At 68.4% G+C, this 15,643-nt stretch carries 14 protein-coding genes; 5 read left to right on the forward strand and 9 right to left on the reverse strand.

Annotated features, from left to right (window positions below):
• Nucleotides 1-30: 30 nt before the first annotated feature.
• The 5 genes from BJ987_RS14070 to BJ987_RS14090 all read right to left on the reverse strand — a co-directional run bounded on the left by BJ987_RS14070 (nucleotide 31) and on the right by BJ987_RS14090 (nucleotide 5,354).
• Nucleotides 31-888 carry an SDR family NAD(P)-dependent oxidoreductase gene (locus tag BJ987_RS14070; RefSeq protein WP_209889309.1) on the reverse strand — a complete coding sequence of 286 codons (858 nt, stop codon included), beginning with the start codon at nucleotides 886-888 and terminating at the stop codon, nucleotides 31-33.
• A gap of 240 nt (nucleotides 889-1,128) precedes the next feature.
• Nucleotides 1,129-2,367, reverse strand: coding sequence for an SGNH/GDSL hydrolase family protein (locus BJ987_RS14075; protein WP_307869602.1), 1,239 nt, complete (start codon nucleotides 2,365-2,367; stop codon nucleotides 1,129-1,131).
• 123 nt (nucleotides 2,368-2,490) lie between these two features.
• Nucleotides 2,491-2,934, reverse strand: coding sequence for an SRPBCC domain-containing protein (locus BJ987_RS14080; protein WP_209889312.1), 444 nt, complete (start codon nucleotides 2,932-2,934; stop codon nucleotides 2,491-2,493).
• Between the two features lie 38 nt (nucleotides 2,935-2,972).
• Nucleotides 2,973-4,421, reverse strand: a complete 1,449-nt coding sequence (locus BJ987_RS14085; RefSeq protein ID WP_245365955.1) for an alpha/beta-hydrolase family protein — start codon at nucleotides 4,419-4,421, stop codon at nucleotides 2,973-2,975.
• A 168-nt stretch (nucleotides 4,422-4,589) separates the two neighbouring features.
• The gene (locus BJ987_RS14090; RefSeq protein WP_209889314.1) at nucleotides 4,590-5,354 is read right to left on the reverse strand and encodes a hypothetical protein; all 765 of its coding nucleotides are present in this window, start codon (nucleotides 5,352-5,354) and stop codon (nucleotides 4,590-4,592) included.
• Nucleotides 5,355-5,522: 168 nt separating this feature from the next.
• Between BJ987_RS14090 and BJ987_RS14095 the strand changes: the two genes are divergently transcribed.
• Nucleotides 5,523-6,737: a sensor histidine kinase gene (locus tag BJ987_RS14095; protein WP_245365956.1), complete on the forward strand. Its 1,215-nt coding sequence runs from the start codon at nucleotides 5,523-5,525 to the stop codon at nucleotides 6,735-6,737.
• An 86-nt stretch (nucleotides 6,738-6,823) separates the two neighbouring features.
• The gene (locus BJ987_RS14100; protein ID WP_194814781.1) at nucleotides 6,824-7,489 is read left to right on the forward strand and encodes a response regulator; all 666 of its coding nucleotides are present in this window, start codon (nucleotides 6,824-6,826) and stop codon (nucleotides 7,487-7,489) included.
• Nucleotides 7,490-7,509: 20 nt separating this feature from the next.
• Here the strand turns inward: BJ987_RS14100 and BJ987_RS14105 are convergent, their stop codons facing one another.
• Nucleotides 7,510-8,409, reverse strand: coding sequence for a serine hydrolase (locus tag BJ987_RS14105; protein ID WP_209889317.1), 900 nt, complete (start codon nucleotides 8,407-8,409; stop codon nucleotides 7,510-7,512).
• A gap of 220 nt (nucleotides 8,410-8,629) precedes the next feature.
• Here BJ987_RS14105 and BJ987_RS14110 point away from each other — a divergent pair, with 220 nt between their 5' ends.
• The gene (locus tag BJ987_RS14110; protein WP_209889319.1) at nucleotides 8,630-9,880 is read left to right on the forward strand and encodes a serine/threonine-protein kinase; all 1,251 of its coding nucleotides are present in this window, start codon (nucleotides 8,630-8,632) and stop codon (nucleotides 9,878-9,880) included.
• A 16-nt stretch (nucleotides 9,881-9,896) separates the two neighbouring features.
• Here BJ987_RS14110 and BJ987_RS14115 read toward each other — a convergent pair whose 3' ends face one another.
• Genes BJ987_RS14115 through BJ987_RS14125 form a run of 3 tightly spaced genes read right to left on the reverse strand, consistent with a single transcriptional unit; the run spans nucleotide 9,897 to nucleotide 13,384 of the window.
• Nucleotides 9,897-12,386 (reverse strand): ABC transporter permease, encoded by a 2,490-nt coding sequence (locus tag BJ987_RS14115; RefSeq protein WP_209889322.1) that lies wholly within the window; start codon nucleotides 12,384-12,386, stop codon nucleotides 9,897-9,899.
• On the reverse strand, nucleotides 12,386-13,111 hold the full coding sequence (locus BJ987_RS14120; RefSeq protein WP_209889325.1) for an ABC transporter ATP-binding protein: 726 nt from the start codon (nucleotides 13,109-13,111) through the stop codon (nucleotides 12,386-12,388). The genes BJ987_RS14115 and BJ987_RS14120 overlap by 1 nt, the downstream gene beginning before the upstream one ends.
• Nucleotides 13,112-13,138: 27 nt before the next feature.
• Nucleotides 13,139-13,384, reverse strand: coding sequence for a hypothetical protein (locus tag BJ987_RS14125; protein WP_209889328.1), 246 nt, complete (start codon nucleotides 13,382-13,384; stop codon nucleotides 13,139-13,141).
• Between the two features lie 157 nt (nucleotides 13,385-13,541).
• Between BJ987_RS14125 and BJ987_RS14130 the strand changes: the two genes are divergently transcribed.
• Nucleotides 13,542-14,945: a sensor histidine kinase gene (locus tag BJ987_RS14130; RefSeq protein ID WP_209889331.1), complete on the forward strand. Its 1,404-nt coding sequence runs from the start codon at nucleotides 13,542-13,544 to the stop codon at nucleotides 14,943-14,945.
• Entirely contained in the window at nucleotides 14,942-15,625 is a 684-nt protein-coding gene (locus BJ987_RS14135; protein ID WP_245365957.1) for a response regulator, read from the forward strand. The genes BJ987_RS14130 and BJ987_RS14135 overlap by 4 nt, the downstream gene beginning before the upstream one ends.
• The last annotated feature ends 18 nt before the right edge of the window (nucleotides 15,626-15,643 follow it).

Consider the following 15,643-nt stretch of genomic DNA (forward strand, 5'->3'; position numbering starts at 1 on the left):
CTTCGCCGGTCCGCTTCGTCGTAGGAAAACCTATGCGGGCCAGATGAATTCGGGGTCTGTCAGGTAGTCCTGGCGGCGCTGATCCAAGGCCATGGCGACCATCTGATGTGCGCCGGGGCCGATCACCTTCCGTACCGGTGGATTGGCCGTGTTCACCAGCGCCAGCAGGCCCTCCGCCGCGACTTCCGGTGCGGCTTCGACCCATTCGCCTGCTGCGGGCTCGGTATCGTCGGCCACGGCGGTCATCGCGGCCGGGTCCGGGTAGTCCGTCATGCCGAGGATGCCGGTGCGCAGATCTCGGTAGGCCGGAAGTCCGGTGGCGAACTTCATGCTCGATTTCGCCCAGTCGGTGTCGAAACCGCCCAGCTGCGCAAGGGTTACGTGGATGCCGAGCGGCCGCAGTTCGTCGGCCAAGGAGGCGCTGAAGCCTTCCAGGGCCCACTTGCTCGCGTTGTACAAGCCGAACAGCGGGAGGCTGCCGACCGCGCCGACCGTCGAGATCTGCACGATATGACCGGAGCCCTGTTCGCGCAGATGCGGCACCGCGGCCTGGGAAACCCAGAGCGCGCCATAGAAATTGGTGTCCATCTGGTCCCGGATCTGTGCTTCGCTCAGCTCCTCGACGGCCCCCACCAACCCGTAGCCGGCGTTGTTGACGATGACATCGATGGTGCCCATCTTCGCGAAAGCAACTCCGACCGTGGCGAATACCTGCTCGCGGTCGCGTACGTCCAACGGCAGCACGGTGAGTCGCTCGTCGGGTAGATCGCTCATGGTCCGCGGATCGCGAGCGGTCGCCACGACCCGGTCACCCTGAGCGAGGGCGGCGGTGGTGAACGCGCGGCCGAGACCGCGGTTGGCGCCGGTGATGAACCAGGTGCGGGTCATGGTTACTCCTCTCGTTACGAGACGGTTCGTCTCGCTTGAACCAACAATGCCAAGCAGAACCCTACTTGTCAAGACGAGACGTTACGTCTCGTAATTGCCGCAGTCGCCACATGCCGATAGCACCCAGCGCAGCACGCGGAGCGCACATGCGCGCGGCCTGGACGAGGCCTACGCCGACGTCGTCCTGGCCGCAGCGCTCACTGCTTTTCGCGCCTGAACCTCAGCAGGGCACTCGGTGGGCTAGCGGAGCTCGGAGAGGTCGATCGCGTCCGCCATCGCGCGGTAGCCCGCGTCGTTCGGGTGGAGGTGGTCGCCGCTGTCGTAGGGCGGATTGAGGCGATGCGGGGCGGTGGGGTCGGCGAGGGCGGTGTCGAGGTCGGCTACCGCGTCGTATTCGCCCGCGGTGCGGATCCATTCGTTGAGGGCTTGGCGTTTGGCCTCCGCCTCGGCGGAGAAATACGGGGAATCGCCGAAGGGCAGCAGGGTCGCTCCGATGACGCGCAGTCCGGCGGCGTGGGCGCGGCGGATCAGCTCGCGGTGAGCGGCGATGAGCTGTTCGGCCGACACCGGCACCGGATCGAAGGCGGGCTCCGCGCTGCTCAGGCCGATGTCGTTGGTGCCCTCCAGGATGATGACGGTGCCCACGCCCGGCTGGTCGAGCACATCACGCTGGAATCGAGTGCGGGCACTGTCGCCCAGCCAGGACGAGTCCACCGTCACCCGGTTGCCGCCGATGCCCTGGTTCAGCACCGCCCGTGCGTTGCCCGCCGCGGCCGAGCGCTCGGCCAGTTCGTCGGGAAAACGGTTGTCCGCGTTGATGGTCGAGCCGACGCCATCGGTGATGGAGTCGCCGAACACGACCACACCGGCGCGGCGCGGTGCCAGGTTCAGCACTTCCACTCCGGCCAGGTAATACCAGGAGTGGGTGGTCTCGGTGAACGCGGCGCCGGACGGATCGGCGCGGTGATCACCGGCCGCGCGATAGCTCGTGGCGGCGGCCTGGGCGTGCATGGTCGCCGGTCCGGTGGGTTCGGCGAGGTAGAGGGTGATCGTCACCGATTCCATCGGCGCCAATGCCAGCGGTGCCGGGTCGGTGTCCACGTCCGCGCCCGCCGGAATGCGGAACGACCGCGCCAGACCCATGGTCAAATCGAGCACGGACTCCGGCCGGATGCCACCGTCCGGCGCGGTACGAGCGATGGTCGCACCCGCCACCGCGAGCGGTGCCGTGCCGTACCGATTGGTCAACTGCACGCGGGTCGCGGCCCCGCCCTCGGTCACCCGGACCACTTGGCGCAGCGTCTGATTCGAGAATCCCGCCTCGGACCAGGTGGGCAGGAAGGCTTTGCTCGGCCGGTGCGGAGCGGTCGTCCACGCACTGCTCCAGCCGGGCGGCTCGGGCGGCTTCGCTTCCGCCGTGCCCACGGCGATCGGCAGTACTACGAGCAGCGATGCCACGAGGGCGCGAACAGTACGCACGGCGAAATCCATTCTGTCGGAAGCCCGTCCGGCGTCGGCCGGACACGCCCGCACAACCTCCGAAATCGGACCTTCGATTCCCGATGTGGCACGTGTCACACGGTGCTCCACGGGCGGGACGGGTCAGTGGGCGTGCAGGGATTCGGCTCGGCGTTGGACGGCGGCGGTCATGCCTTCGAACCCGTTGCGGAGGTGCTTGCCGAGGACCGCGCGGACCACCGGGTTGAGCCAGCCGTTGAGTTCGAAGTGGGATTCGTAGCGGGTGCGGTCGGGTGTCACGGCGGTGACGGTGTGCGAGCGCAGGCTGTGCAGGGCGTTCGGTGGGACCGGCTTCATGGTGTAACTGAATTCGCGGCCGGCGGTGTGGCTGCGCACGTATTCCCGCTGTCGCAGACGTTTGGGGCCGAGTTGTACCAGCATGTCGATCGGTTCGCCGGGGATCAGGCTTGTCTTCGCCTCGAGGCAGAAGGGGTTCCAGTCGCCGTAGTGGTCGAAGTCGGTGAGCACCCGCCAGACCACGTCGGCGGGGGCGTCGATGTAGACAGTGGCGTCGATGGTCAGTCCCATGCGAGAAAACTAGAACACGTTTCAGGCTGCGTCAACGGTCAGCAGGTCCCGAGGGCGGTGCCCTGATCGGTGCCGTAGCGGTGTCCGTGCCCGGCGGGTGCGTCGAGCGCGGCGAGCAGGTCGGCGGTGGTCTGGACGAAGCTCGCGAGTGGAAGCCACTGCGGGACAGGGGCGTCCACGCGAGTTCCGGAGAGATCGGGCGCGCGCCACAGCAGCGTCGGCGACCAGTGCACGACCGGGTCGGAGCTGTTGGCCAGCACGGTCGCACCCGATCGGTGGACGTGACCAGCGGGTGGTCCCGCCCACAGGACCGCGCAGGTGCGCCGATCCTGGTCGGCGTCATCGGCGAAAACCGAGCTGCCGCCGTACGCGCCGAGGCTCTGGCCGTAGACGAACAGCCGGTTCTTCCCGCCGAGTTCGGCGACGCGCTGCTCCACGGCGGTGAACAGGGCGCGGGCGGCGGCGATGGCATCGTCGCGGCCGAAGACGAAGGTCACCCAGCTCGGCGCGTAGGAGTACTGAAGACCGACCACGGCGGCGTCATCGCCGAACCGCTGCTCGAGACCCTTCATCGCGTTGGCGTCGATCCAGCCCGAGCCGGTCGGGACCGCGACGACGATATCGGACCTGGTGAAACCGCCGGACCGCTCCAACTCCCGGACCGCCAGTGCCACACGGGAATCCAGGTCGGGCGCCGACTCCATTCCGACATAGACCCGGACCGGTCCCGCGGCCTGACCGGAGACGAACTTGCGCCCCTCGGCTCCGAGTGAGCCCCAGCTGACCGCCGAATCGGCGCTGCCGGACCTCGTGAAGGAAACCGGCTGCACCAGTGCGGGATCCACGCGATCGTTCGCCGCCACATACGTGCTCTGCCGCCATCCGACGAAACTCGGCATCAGCAACGCGTACCCGGCCACCCCGGCCACCAGAGTCATCGCGACACTGCGCGCGAACCCCAATCGTCGCAGCACCCAGCGGAATCCCCGCGCGAGCCCGGTACAGATACCGACGAGCGCTGCCGCGCCGAGGGCACACCGCAACCAGTAGTCCGGTCCGATCGGCGGCGTCCCCATCGCGGCCCGCAGTGCGTTCTGCCAATGTCCCGCCTGGGCGGCCGCGCCCACGATCAGTAGGGCGTTGATCACGAACAGCGGTCGGCGGGCGGCGGGAAAGCGCAGGTTGAGATCGATATCGCGGCGTCGGAGGATCATTCGGGACAATCCTGCCACCGCGAGCACGATCGCGATCAGCAGTGCGGTCAAGATGGCTTGTGCGCCGGGAGTTCTCGGCAGCAGACCCGGCGACAGCGAAACCAGCGTTCCGATGCCGATGGCAGAGGTCGTACCGATCCGGGGCGAGGCAGACAGCACCCTCCGTGCTGTTGCCGCTACCCGGTGTGGCGGTTGCTCGTTCCTGCCCATGGGCGCCGTGGGGCCGGCGGTGACTTCGCCGACGGCATCGGGCCTTTCGAGGGTGGTCGTCATCGTGAATTCTCCTGAAAAGTGTCTGCAGGCAATGAGTTCGAGGGACCGGCTACCGGCAGGGAATCGACCGTCCCGGTACTTCCGCCGGTGGATTCAGCCGGGCTGTCCGAGCGACGGCTCGCGCACCATGGCTCGGGCAGTGTGTCCGAGCGGGCAGCGATGTCCCGCTCATGCGGTCGCACCAGCGGCGACGGGTGCGAGGCGGGGTCGTCGCAACGCGGGCAGTCGGCCACCGAACAGCGTCCGGGCGAGCGCGAGGAGGGCGGTGAGTCCGAGACCGGCGAGCGCGAAAATTCCGAAATGCCAACTGTTGAGCCCGGATTCGGCGACCGGTGCGCCGTAGTCCTGCCGGCGCGAGTTCAGGTCGACGAAGGCGTCCGCGACATCGGCCATGGTGAAGCATTCGGCGCGGCTGATCGCGGTGCCGCGGGAGGTGCAGGACTCCTGCATGCGACGGTCGAGGGTGGCGTCGACCGCTTGCCGTGCCCAAGGCCCCAGGGGCGCGCCGCTGCGGTCGGCGTAGCGGAGCAGGTCGTACCCGAGATCGTGTGCTCTGCAAGCGAGTTCGAACTCCGCGGGCAGCGGTACCGGCGACGAGCAGTCGCCGCTCGGGTTGACCAGCAGGCCGCGCTCGATGCCCGGCCGGTACCCGATGACCGCCGCGAAATCCGCGGGCAGTCGGTCGGCCGAGCCGGGTCCGCCCGCGGTGAGATCGACGACCGCCGCCGCTGCCGCGGCGTTCTCGCTCCGCGGTTCGGCCGCGACCACGGCATGGGTGACCGGCGCCAATGCGACGGTGGCCGCCATGGTGGTGAGTGCGACCGCGGTCACCGCGGCGCACCGCTCCAGCAGGGTGCGGTACGGGCTCGCGGGGGACATCTCATCGGCCGCTGTTTCAGCGCCGGCCTGCCGTGCGGTGGTCGGGAAGCTCATGATCGGTAACGCTAGGAATCGGCTCCGCCCGCCCACCTCACGCCGAAGTGCGGTTTCGGGCCCCGTGCCTGCGGGGGAGCGGGTGTGCGGTCTCCCTCCCGGGTATGGGGTCGCGGTTCACCCGACGGTATGACGCAGTCCGCGCCGCGGGTTTCTACTGTCATAGGTATGAAGCAGCAAATCCGTGCCCGGACGAAGTCCATGCCGCCGCGCCTGTTGTTCGATATCGGCAGCGTGGCGGTGGCTCTTGTCTTCTTCGTCATCGCGTGGCCGACGCTGCACATCACCCATGTGGTGCCGGTCGCGGCGCAGCCGGGTGTGGCCGCGCTGGCCGCGTTCCCGGTGCTGTTCGTGCGCGTGAACGCGGCGCTGGGCTGGGCGATATCGGCGGGTTCGGCGCTGCTCATCGCGCTGGCGATTCCGCATCAGCCCGGTAATGACATGCCGTTCCAGGTGATTCACGTGCTGGCCCTGCTGATCCTGCTGTTCGCCGTCGGTTTGCGGGCGCCGATGCAGGTGGTCGCGGTGGCGTGGGTGGGCACCGCGTTGCTGTTCGCCACGACCATGCCGGGGCCGGGTGCGGGCGCGGCCTGGGGCTGGCCGATCGGGCTGGCGGCGGTGGTGCTGGTCGCGCTGCTGGTCCGCTGGCTGGTGGCCTCCCGGGTGCAGCTGCTGCAGCAGGAGGAGGCGAACGAACTCGAGCGTGCGCGCCGGGCGATCCTCGAGGAGAAGGCGCGCATCGCCCGCGACCTGCACGACGTGGTGGCCCACCACATGTCGCTGGTGGTGGTGCAGGCGCAGACCGCGCCGTATCGGGTGGAGGGTGTGACGCAGGCCGCACGCGAGGAGTTCGACTCCATCGGCGCGACCGCACGAGAGGCATTGAACGAGATCCGCGGCATGCTCGGGGTACTGCGCAGCGACGGTCAGCTGCCGGAAACCGCCCCGCAGCCCAAGGCCGCCGATCTGCTCGGCTTGTTCGAGGGCGCGCGCCGGGCGGGCGTCGACATCGACTGGACGGTCGAGGGTGACCTCGGCTCGGTTCCGGAAACCACCGGACTGGCGCTCTACCGGATTGCTCAGGAGTCGCTGTCCAACGCGTCCAGGCATGCCCCGGGTGCGCCGGTCCGGGTCGAGCTCGTCAGCGGCGTCGACCTGGCGCTGCGGGTCAGCAATGGCCCCGGTACGACTCCGGCGCGCCCGTCGGCCAATGGCGGGCACGGCATCGCGGGTATGCAGGCCCGCGCATTGGCGGCCGGTGGCGAACTGACCGCGGCGCCGCGGCCGGACGGCGGTTACGAAGTCGAGGCCCGGCTGCCGCTGGGACCACCGCTGCTGTCCACCCCGGACTTCGCGGTGGGCGCGCCGCCGTTGTCCACCTGAGCGTGGCGCGAGGCGCCAGCTCCGCGCGATAGTTCGCGGGGCGGGGACGGGCGTTGTGAGTGGGTGCGCGCGGCTAAGGTGAGCGGGTGGCTATAACGGTTTTGATCGCCGACGACCAGGCGATGGTTCGCCAGGGTTTCGGCGCCCTGCTCGCCGCGCAACCCGACATCAGTGTGATCGGGGACGCGCCGGACGGGAAGGCCGCGGTGGCGGAGGCAAAGCGGCTGCGCCCGGACGTAGTGCTGATGGACGTGCGGATGCCCGAGATGAACGGCTTGGACGCCGCGCGCGCGATTCTGGCCGCCGGGTTCGATCCGCCGGTGCGCGTGCTGATGCTCACGACCTTCGATATCGACGACTATGTCTATGAGGCGTTGAGTTTGGGCGCGAGCGGGTTCCTGCTCAAAGACGCGCCCGCCGAAGAACTGGTGCGCGCGGTGCGGGTGGTCGCCGAGGGGCAGGCGTTACTGGCGCCGACCGTCACGCGCCGCCTGATCGCCGATGTCACCAGCCGCCGCAACCACACACGCGCGAAACCCACTCCGGCCCTTGCCTCTTTGACGCCACGGGAACGGGAAGTGCTGGAGTTGATCGCCAAGGGCATGTCCAACACCGAGATCGCCGAGGCCCTGTTCGTCGCCGAGCAGACGGTGAAAACCCATGTCTCCAAGGTGTTCTCGAAGCTCGACCTGCGGGATCGGGCACAGGCGGTGGTGCTCGCCTACGAGTCGGGCCTGGTCACGCCGGGTTAGGCAGGTTTACCGCGGCACCGTTATTTCGGGCACTTGCCGCCGCGTAGTTCGGTGAGGTGCCGGCCCAGTAGCTCGGCGAGGCTGTCCAGCAGGGCGGTCGCGTCCTCGTAGGTGCCCGAATCGGCTTGCGCGGCAACGGCGATGGCCACCCGGCCGGACTTGGTCGGCACCAGCCCGAACTGGCGGACGGTGTAGATGCCGGTTTCGTCGTCCGGGCCCCAGCCGCCCTTGAACTCGACGTCGTCGAGTTTGCCCAGCCCCCATCCTTGTTCGGGGGTGATCTCGCCCATCAACTTGGTGACGGTGTCGGTCTGGTCCAGGCAAGGCAGTTTCGAAGCGAACTTGACCTGGTCGGTGAGCGTCCATTCGGTGGCGCCGAAGGCGGACCGCTCCAGCCGGGTGTGCGGCGCGCCGGTATCGCTGTCGTCGGCACCGGCTTCGTCGAGCACCTGCTGGACGGCCTTCGCCGCTTCCTCGCCGGCGCCGAGCGAAGCCCAAAGCGCGTCCGCCGCACCGTTATCCGACCAGGTGATGGCGGCTTCGACCTCGCTGAGCACACCTTCGGGATCGTGGCGCAGCGCGGCGATGGCGAGCGGAACCTTGATGGTGGACCAGGCGATGCCGGTGGTCCAGTCACCGAGCACGGTCATCTTGCCGCCGCCGACCGGCATGATCGCCAACCCGACCCGGCCGCCCAAAGCTGGTTGCAGCAGCGCGAAGTCGGCGGCCAGCGACTCCGAGCGAGCGGCCGACCAGGCCGATCGCCACATGCCGTCGGTGGGCAGCACGACCTTGGGCGTCGCCGCTTGCAGCTTGTGTTCGGGGACCAGGCCGCAGGAGGTCAGGGCGAGCGCCGCGACGGCGACGGCCAGACCACGCCAGGCCACCCGGCTCGCGGGAACCGTTCGAGCAGACTTCACTACCGTGTCCTCCCCACCACCGCGGCATGATCAATTGCCTGGTGGTGCACAACTACTCCGCACCCCGCCCGGTTGCCACCGGCCGGTGAGAACATCATCCCAGTCAACTGGGATCGACGTCCCGCTCTCAGTTTCCCTGATATCGGAGCGGAATTCGAAATCAGGAGCTGAGCGGTCGCCTTGTAGGCTGACTTCCTGTCTTTACCGGAAGGGGGTCGCGTTGCTGAACATCGGTGACGTGTTCGCCGGCTACACCGTGGAACGCCTGCTCGGACAGGGCGGCATGGGCTCGGTGTATCTGGCCAGGCATCCGCGCCTGCTCCGGCAGACCGCCCTGAAACTGCTGAACCGAGAGTTGTTCACCGACGCGGAAGTTCGGGCCCGCTTCGAACGTGAGGCCGACCTGGCGGCGCACCTGGACCACCCGAACATCGTCGCCGTCTATGACCGCGGCTCCGAGAACGAGCAACTCTGGATCGCCATGCAGTACATCGACGGGGTGGACGCCGCGACGGTCAACCCGATGACGCTGCCGCCGGATCGGGCCGTGCAGATCATCGAAGGCGTGGCGGGCGCACTAGATTACGCGCACGGCATGGGCGTGCTGCACCGGGACGTGAAACCGGCCAACATCATGCTGGCGAAGGCAGGCGGCGGGCACGGGGAGCGGGTTTTCCTCACCGACTTCGGAATCGCCCGGCTGCGTGAGGATTCCACGCATCTGACCCAGGCGGGCATGTTCACCGCCACCCTCGCCTACGCCTCTCCGGAACAGATGACCGGCCGCCCCCTGGACCACCGTTCGGATCAGTATTCCCTTGGCTGCGCCCTGTATTGGCTGCTCACCGGGATCGGCCCGTTCGACGCCGACAATCCGGCCGACATCATCCGCGGCCACCTGCAGATGGCCCCGGTCCCGGTGTGCGTGCGCAGACCCGGCCTGAATCCGGCGCTGGATCAGGTGCTGGCGGTCGCGATGGCCAAGCTGCCCGACCAGCGGTTCGGGTCGTGCGCCGAATTCGCCGCCGCGGCGAAGAAAGCGCTCAGCGCTCCGGTTCAGCTGGTGCCGCCCACCGTCACCGGGCCGCTCACTCCGCCTTTCACCGCTGGTTTTCCGGCGTACCAGGCCGCCCCGAAACCTGCGCCTGCTCAGCAGATGCCGCCTGCTCAGCCCATGCCGGCTCAACCCATGCCAGCTCAGCCCATGCCTGCCCAGCCCATGCCTGCCCAGCCCATGCCAGCTCAGCCCATGCCTGCCCAACCCATGCCAGCCCAGCCCATGTCGGCCCAGCCCAGGTCCGCAGCGCCGCAGGCCGGCCTAGGCCCGCCCAATTACCCTGTCCCGCACCCGATGTTCCGCCCGCCGCGCAAGCCCGGCAGCGCGCTCGGCTGGATCGCGCTCGCGCTGTTCGTGCTGGCGCTGCTGCTGGTCTTGTTGATCGTTGTGGCGTCCTACGGACCGCTAGCCTGACCCGCGCGGTCCGGACTCAGTCGACCGCCAGCGCCGCCACGATCGGCAGCCGCGCCGCCCGCAACGCCGGTGGGATCGAACCCAGCAGCGCCAGCCCGAGGGCGACGGCCCCGTAGACCAGAATGCGGAGGCTCGGGTCGTAGATCGGGTCGATGGTCATGGCCTGCCCGATCGCGATGAGGGCCAGGTATTGGATGCCTGCGCCGACGACGAGACCTATTGCCGCCCCGACGAATCCGATGCCCGCCGCTTCGGCCAGCACCGAGCGGAGCAGGAATTTGCGATTCGTGCCCATGGCGCGCAGCACGCCGAGTTCGCGGCGGCGTTCCAAGACCGACAGCATCAGGGTGTTCAGCAGCGCGACGGTGGCGACCAGAACCACGATCCAGAGGATGGCGGCGCTCAAGGCCGTGCCTTGGCGCAGACTGCCGGAGATGGCTTCGACCTGCTGCTGACCGGTGGCGATCCGGATGTCGGGCGGTAGGGCGGCGCGCAGGCCGGCCTGCACGGCGGCCGGATCGGCGCCCTCGGCGATATCGACCGCGAGGATCGTCTCGCCGGGCCGTTCGTACCAGGCGCGCATGTGGTCGATATCCATGATCACCGCGCCCGCGACGGCGCTGAAGTACGGAATGACCTGCAACACTCGCGCGGTGTGCGCACCGGTCGGGGTCGGCAGTGTCACCTGCGAACCCGCGGCGACGCCGAGTTCCCGCGCGACATCGCGGGAGATGATCACGCCCTCGCCGCTGGCGAGGCGCGGCAACAGGGTCTTGTCCACCGCCGCGATCCGGACCGCGCCCTTCTCGGTCTCGAAGCCCTGCAACATGACTCGTCCGCTGCCGAGCGTCGCGAACGCCATCTGTGCCGGGCTGACCCCGGCGACACCGGGAACCTGGGCGGCCTTGTCCTTGATGTCGGCGGGCAGCAGCGGTCCGGTCGGAAACTGCTCGGCCGGGGTGAGACTGACATTCAGATCGATGTGACTCAGTTCCTCGAAGGTTTTGCCCGCCGAATCGACCATATTGCGCGACGCGCCACCCATCGCGACGGTGGCGGCCACCCCGATCATCACCGTCATCGCGGTCGCCCAGACCCGGCGCGGCGCGCGTTCCAGCGTGGTGGCGCCGAGTGCGCCGGGCGGGCCGAATCGGCGGGCGATGGCGGCGGTGGCCCGCACGATCAGTCCGGTGGCGGCGAAGCAGAGCACGACGGCCGCGGCATAGGACATCGAGATGGCGACCAGCGACATCCGGCCCAGATCGGCGTTCGCGATGACGATCGCGCCGCCGGCGAGTCCGAGCCCCAGCACGATGGCGGCGATCCGCAAGGCCCGGCTCGTCGTGTCGGTGTGCGCCACGCCGACCGGGACCAGCGCCTCGATCGGCTCTACTTTGTATACCTGGCGTGCGGCGATGGCGGCCGCGATGACGCTGGCCAGCACGCACGCCACGACGGCCGCCGGAATCGCGTACCAGGGCACCAGGTATTCGGTGCGCGCCTCGACCGACTGCACGATGCCGACCGGGAGGCGATCGATACTGACGCGGCCCATCAGGATTCCGATGCCCGCGCCGATCGCGCCGCCGAGCAGGCCGAGCAACCCGGCTTCGGCCAGCAGGTCGCGCACCATCGGCCCGCGTTTACCGCCGATCGCGCGCAGCAGTGACAGCATCGGACGCCGTTGCGCCACAGCCATACTCATCGCGTTGTAGATCAGGAACGCGGACACGATCAGCGCCGCGAACGCGGACATGAGCGTGGAGTACCGCACGATCTGAATCGCGCCCCCGGCTTGAGCCGTGCGCAAGCTCGGGTCGGCGACGACCGCACGGCCACCGACCGCCTCGGTCAAAGCGCCTCGGAGCGCGGCGATATCGGTGCCGGGCTCCGCGATGATCTGCACCGAGTCGAGCCGCCCGGGGCGACCGATCAGCTTTTGCGCCAAACCCAGCTGCGTAGCGACGATATGGCCGCCGTTCAGCTGCTCGGAGGACGCGCGATCCAGCACGCCCGCCACCGTGACGGTCTCGGTGCCGAGCCGGAAGGTATCGCCTTCTTGCCGGCCGAGGGCCGCGCCGACGAGCACGCCGTTGCGCACACTGAGGAGTTTGCGCGCCTGACCGGACATCGCGCCGGTCAACCGGCTGCCGAGTGCGGCGCTGGAGGTATCGGCGCCGATCAGCATCAAGCGGTCATCGCCCGCGCCCATTTGCGCCCGCAGCATCGGCACGGCCGTCCGTACCCCGGGGGTGGCCGAGATCTGCGGTAGCAATTGCTGTTCGAAGCCCGCGTCGGTGATGCCGCTGACCTCCAGCACGGCCGAACCGCCCAGCGCGCGGGTGAGCTTGTCCACCGACCCTGTCACCGAGCCGGAGATACTCAGCACCGCCACCAGCAGCGCCGCCGAAATGCTCATGACCGCCAGCGACATGACGGTGCGGCCGCGGTGCGCCAGCAATTCGCCGATATTGAACAGCCGCAACCGATCCCAGTTCGCGCCCATTACGCGCGCACCGCGCCGCTGTCCCGGACCTCGCGGACCACGGCGTCGGTGGACCCGATCTGCCCGTCCCGCAGCGTGATCACCCGGTCGCAGTATTCCACCGCACCCATGTCGTGGGTCACCATCACCACCGAATTGCCCTCACCCGCGATATCGCCGAGCAACTTCAGGATCGACGCGCCGGTCTTGGAATCGAGGTTGCCGGTGGGCTCGTCGGCCAGGATCAGCGGTGGGTCCATGATCAGCGCGCGCGCCACCGCCACCCGCTGCATCTGGCCGCCGGACAGTTCCGAGGGCCGATGCCCGGCTCGGTCACTCAGACCGACCCGCTCCAGCAGTTCCAGCGCCCGTGGCTCGGCCTTGCGTAACCCGGTGCCGTCCAGCAGCTTCGGGATGGCCACGTTCTCCCACGCGGTCAGTGTCGGCAGCAGGTTGAAGAACTGGAAGATGAATCCGACCTGGTGCCTGCGGAATTCGGATTGGCGCTCGTCGTCGAGTGAGCCGATCTCCGCACCCCGGAACCGGATCGACCCCGATGTCGGGCTGTCCAGCGCTCCGAGCAGATGGAGCAGCGTGCTCTTCCCGGAGCCGGAAGGTCCGATGATCGAGGTGAATTCGCCCGGTTCGATGCGCAGACTCACCCCGTCCAGCGCGCGCACGGACTGCCCGCCCACCCGGTACTCCTTGATGACGTCGGTCAGTTCCAACATGGCCGGCTCCGGCATTGTCGTCCCCCTCTTTCGTTTCGGTGGCTACCGCGCCACAGCTTCGATGGCGAGCTCGAGATACGCGTCCACGGTGGACCTACCCCGGTGTAGTGCGTGTTCCGGCTTCACATCGAGGTGGATCTTCCAGCGGTAGTACAGCGCTCGCGGCAGTCTCGACGGGCCGCCGAACAACCGGTCCAGTTCCGGGGTCACCTCGTACAATTGGGGACTGGCCAGGTCGGCGCGGGTGAGCACGGTGCGCACAATCTCGGTCTGATCTTCCCAGGACATGGGCTCGGCCTTCCGTAATTCGGTGGAATCGACGTTACGGAGACCGGCTACCCGGTGTCGTCGTGCCGGAGCAGCGGATTCGCTTCCTACCCTGGTAGGAGAAGCCGACCATTTCCAGGACGATGTGTCGGCGGGCACAGGCCGCTAGCCTGGCGAGATGGATGTGACGCAAGCCGGCGGATCGCCGGTGTCCGCTCGGCCGGCGCGGATGCTTCCGACCGCCGGGCGCATCCGGGATCGGCTCGCGGCCTTGCGCCGGCACCCGATAGCGGTCTTGCGCGCCAATATGGCGGAGCTGTCCTTCGACTACCCGCCGACCGTCATGATGTGGGCGGAGGCGGTGTGTTTACTGCTCTGCGTGGGGGCAATAGTCCAGCGGTACATGGCTTTCGGGCCGGCGATGCCCTGGCTGGTGCTGTGGATAGCGGTCGCGCTGTGGGCGTTGCTGACACTGCCCACGCTGTACTTGGTCGGCCGGGCCCCCAGCCCGCTGCTGCTGGCGCCCACCGCGCTGATCGGGGCGGCGGTATTTCTGGTCAAGCCGGTGCCGGCCGACTTCGCGCCGTTCATCCTGATCCTGGCGGTGGGCGAGTACGCGGCCATCATGCCGAAACGGTGGAGTGCGCTGTACGCGGTGGTGGCGGTCGCGGAGTTGATCGCCTTCGATGCCGCCGGGCACATCGTCTGGGGCTCCTCGGGTGCGCGGCTGGCGGGCATCCAAATGTACAGCCTGGGCATCGGGCTCGGCCTGATGTGCGGCATGATGCTGCACTACCAGCGCAAATTCCTCTACCAGGAGCGCGAGAGTCAGCAGATCCGCACGATCCAGGCCGCCGACGAGGAACGCCGCCGGATCGCCCGCGAGGTGCACGACGTGATCGCCCATTCGCTGAGCATCACCTTGCTGCATCTCACCGGGGCCCGGCACGCACTGCAAACCGACCGCGATGTCGACGATGCGGTCGAGGCGCTGGTCGACGCCGAGCGGCTGGGCAGACAGGCGATGGCCGATATCCGCCGCACGGTAGGGCTTTTGGACGCTCGTCCGTCGAACTCCGCGCCGGAACCAGGTGTCACGGATATCGAGAGTTTGATCGGCGATTTCGTGCGTGCCGGTCTCGATATCCGCTACACCGGCGCTGAAGATCTCAGCGCGGTCTCCGCCGCCGTCGGGCTCGCGCTGTACCGGATCAGCCAGGAGTCGCTGGCGAATGTCGTGAAGCACGCGCCCGGCGCCGAAACCACTGTGCGGCTTCAGGTCGATTCGGCCGCGGCGACACTTACCGTGGACAACACGCTGCCCGGGGGATCCACCCCGCGGCACGGAAAGGGCATGGGTTTGACCGGAATGCGGCAGCGTACCGAACTGCTCGGCGGCCGGATGGCAGCCGGACGGGTCGGGGACCGCTGGTCGGTGCACGTCGAATTCCCGCTCACCGCGATGCGGAACTGCTGGCTGCCCGATGCCCTCTCCGATACCAAGACCGCCGTGCGCGCGGGCATCGGCATGCTGGGGCTGGGCGCCTCCGATCCGGCCACAGTTGCCCGGGAGGGGACATGATGAACGCCAATGCCGACTCCATCACCGTTCTGGTGGTCGACGATCAGGAGCTGGTGCGCGGTGGCCTGCGCCGAATCCTGCGCCGCCGGGACGGATTCGTGGTGGCCGAGTGCGCGGACGGCGATGAGGTAGTCGCGGCGGTCGCCGCGGAACAGCCCGACGTGGTCCTGATGGACCTGCGCATGAAACGCGTCGGCGGTATCGATGCCACGCGATTGCTACGCGCCAGAGCCAGTACGCCGCCGGTTCTGGTATTGACCACTTTCGATGATGATCAATTGCTGTCGGGCGCTTTACGAGCCGGAGCTGCCGGGTTCATTTTGAAAGACTCGCCAGCGGAGGACCTGATCCGCGCGGTCCGCACCGTCGCGACCGGTGGGGCCTGGCTCGATCCCTCGGTCACCGGACGCGTGCTCTCGGCCTACCGCACCGTCCGGCCGGTAGTAGCCACAGCGCATAGCAGGCTCTCGGAATTGACCGCCCGCGAGTACGAAGTGCTCGAATTGATCGGCCGCGGACGAGTGAACGGAGAAATTGCCAGGGAGCTTGGCATCTCCGAAGTGACGGTGAAAAGCCATGTCGGACACATATTCGGCAAACTCGACCTACGAGATCGGGCCGCCGCGATCGTCTTTGCGTTTGACCACGGGGTGGTCACCCCAGGAGAATCCTCTCCTTGACGGAGCGCCCCGCTTGGC

Source organism: Nocardia goodfellowii, assembly GCF_017875645.1.
Classification (GTDB): domain Bacteria; phylum Actinomycetota; class Actinomycetes; order Mycobacteriales; family Mycobacteriaceae; genus Nocardia; species Nocardia goodfellowii.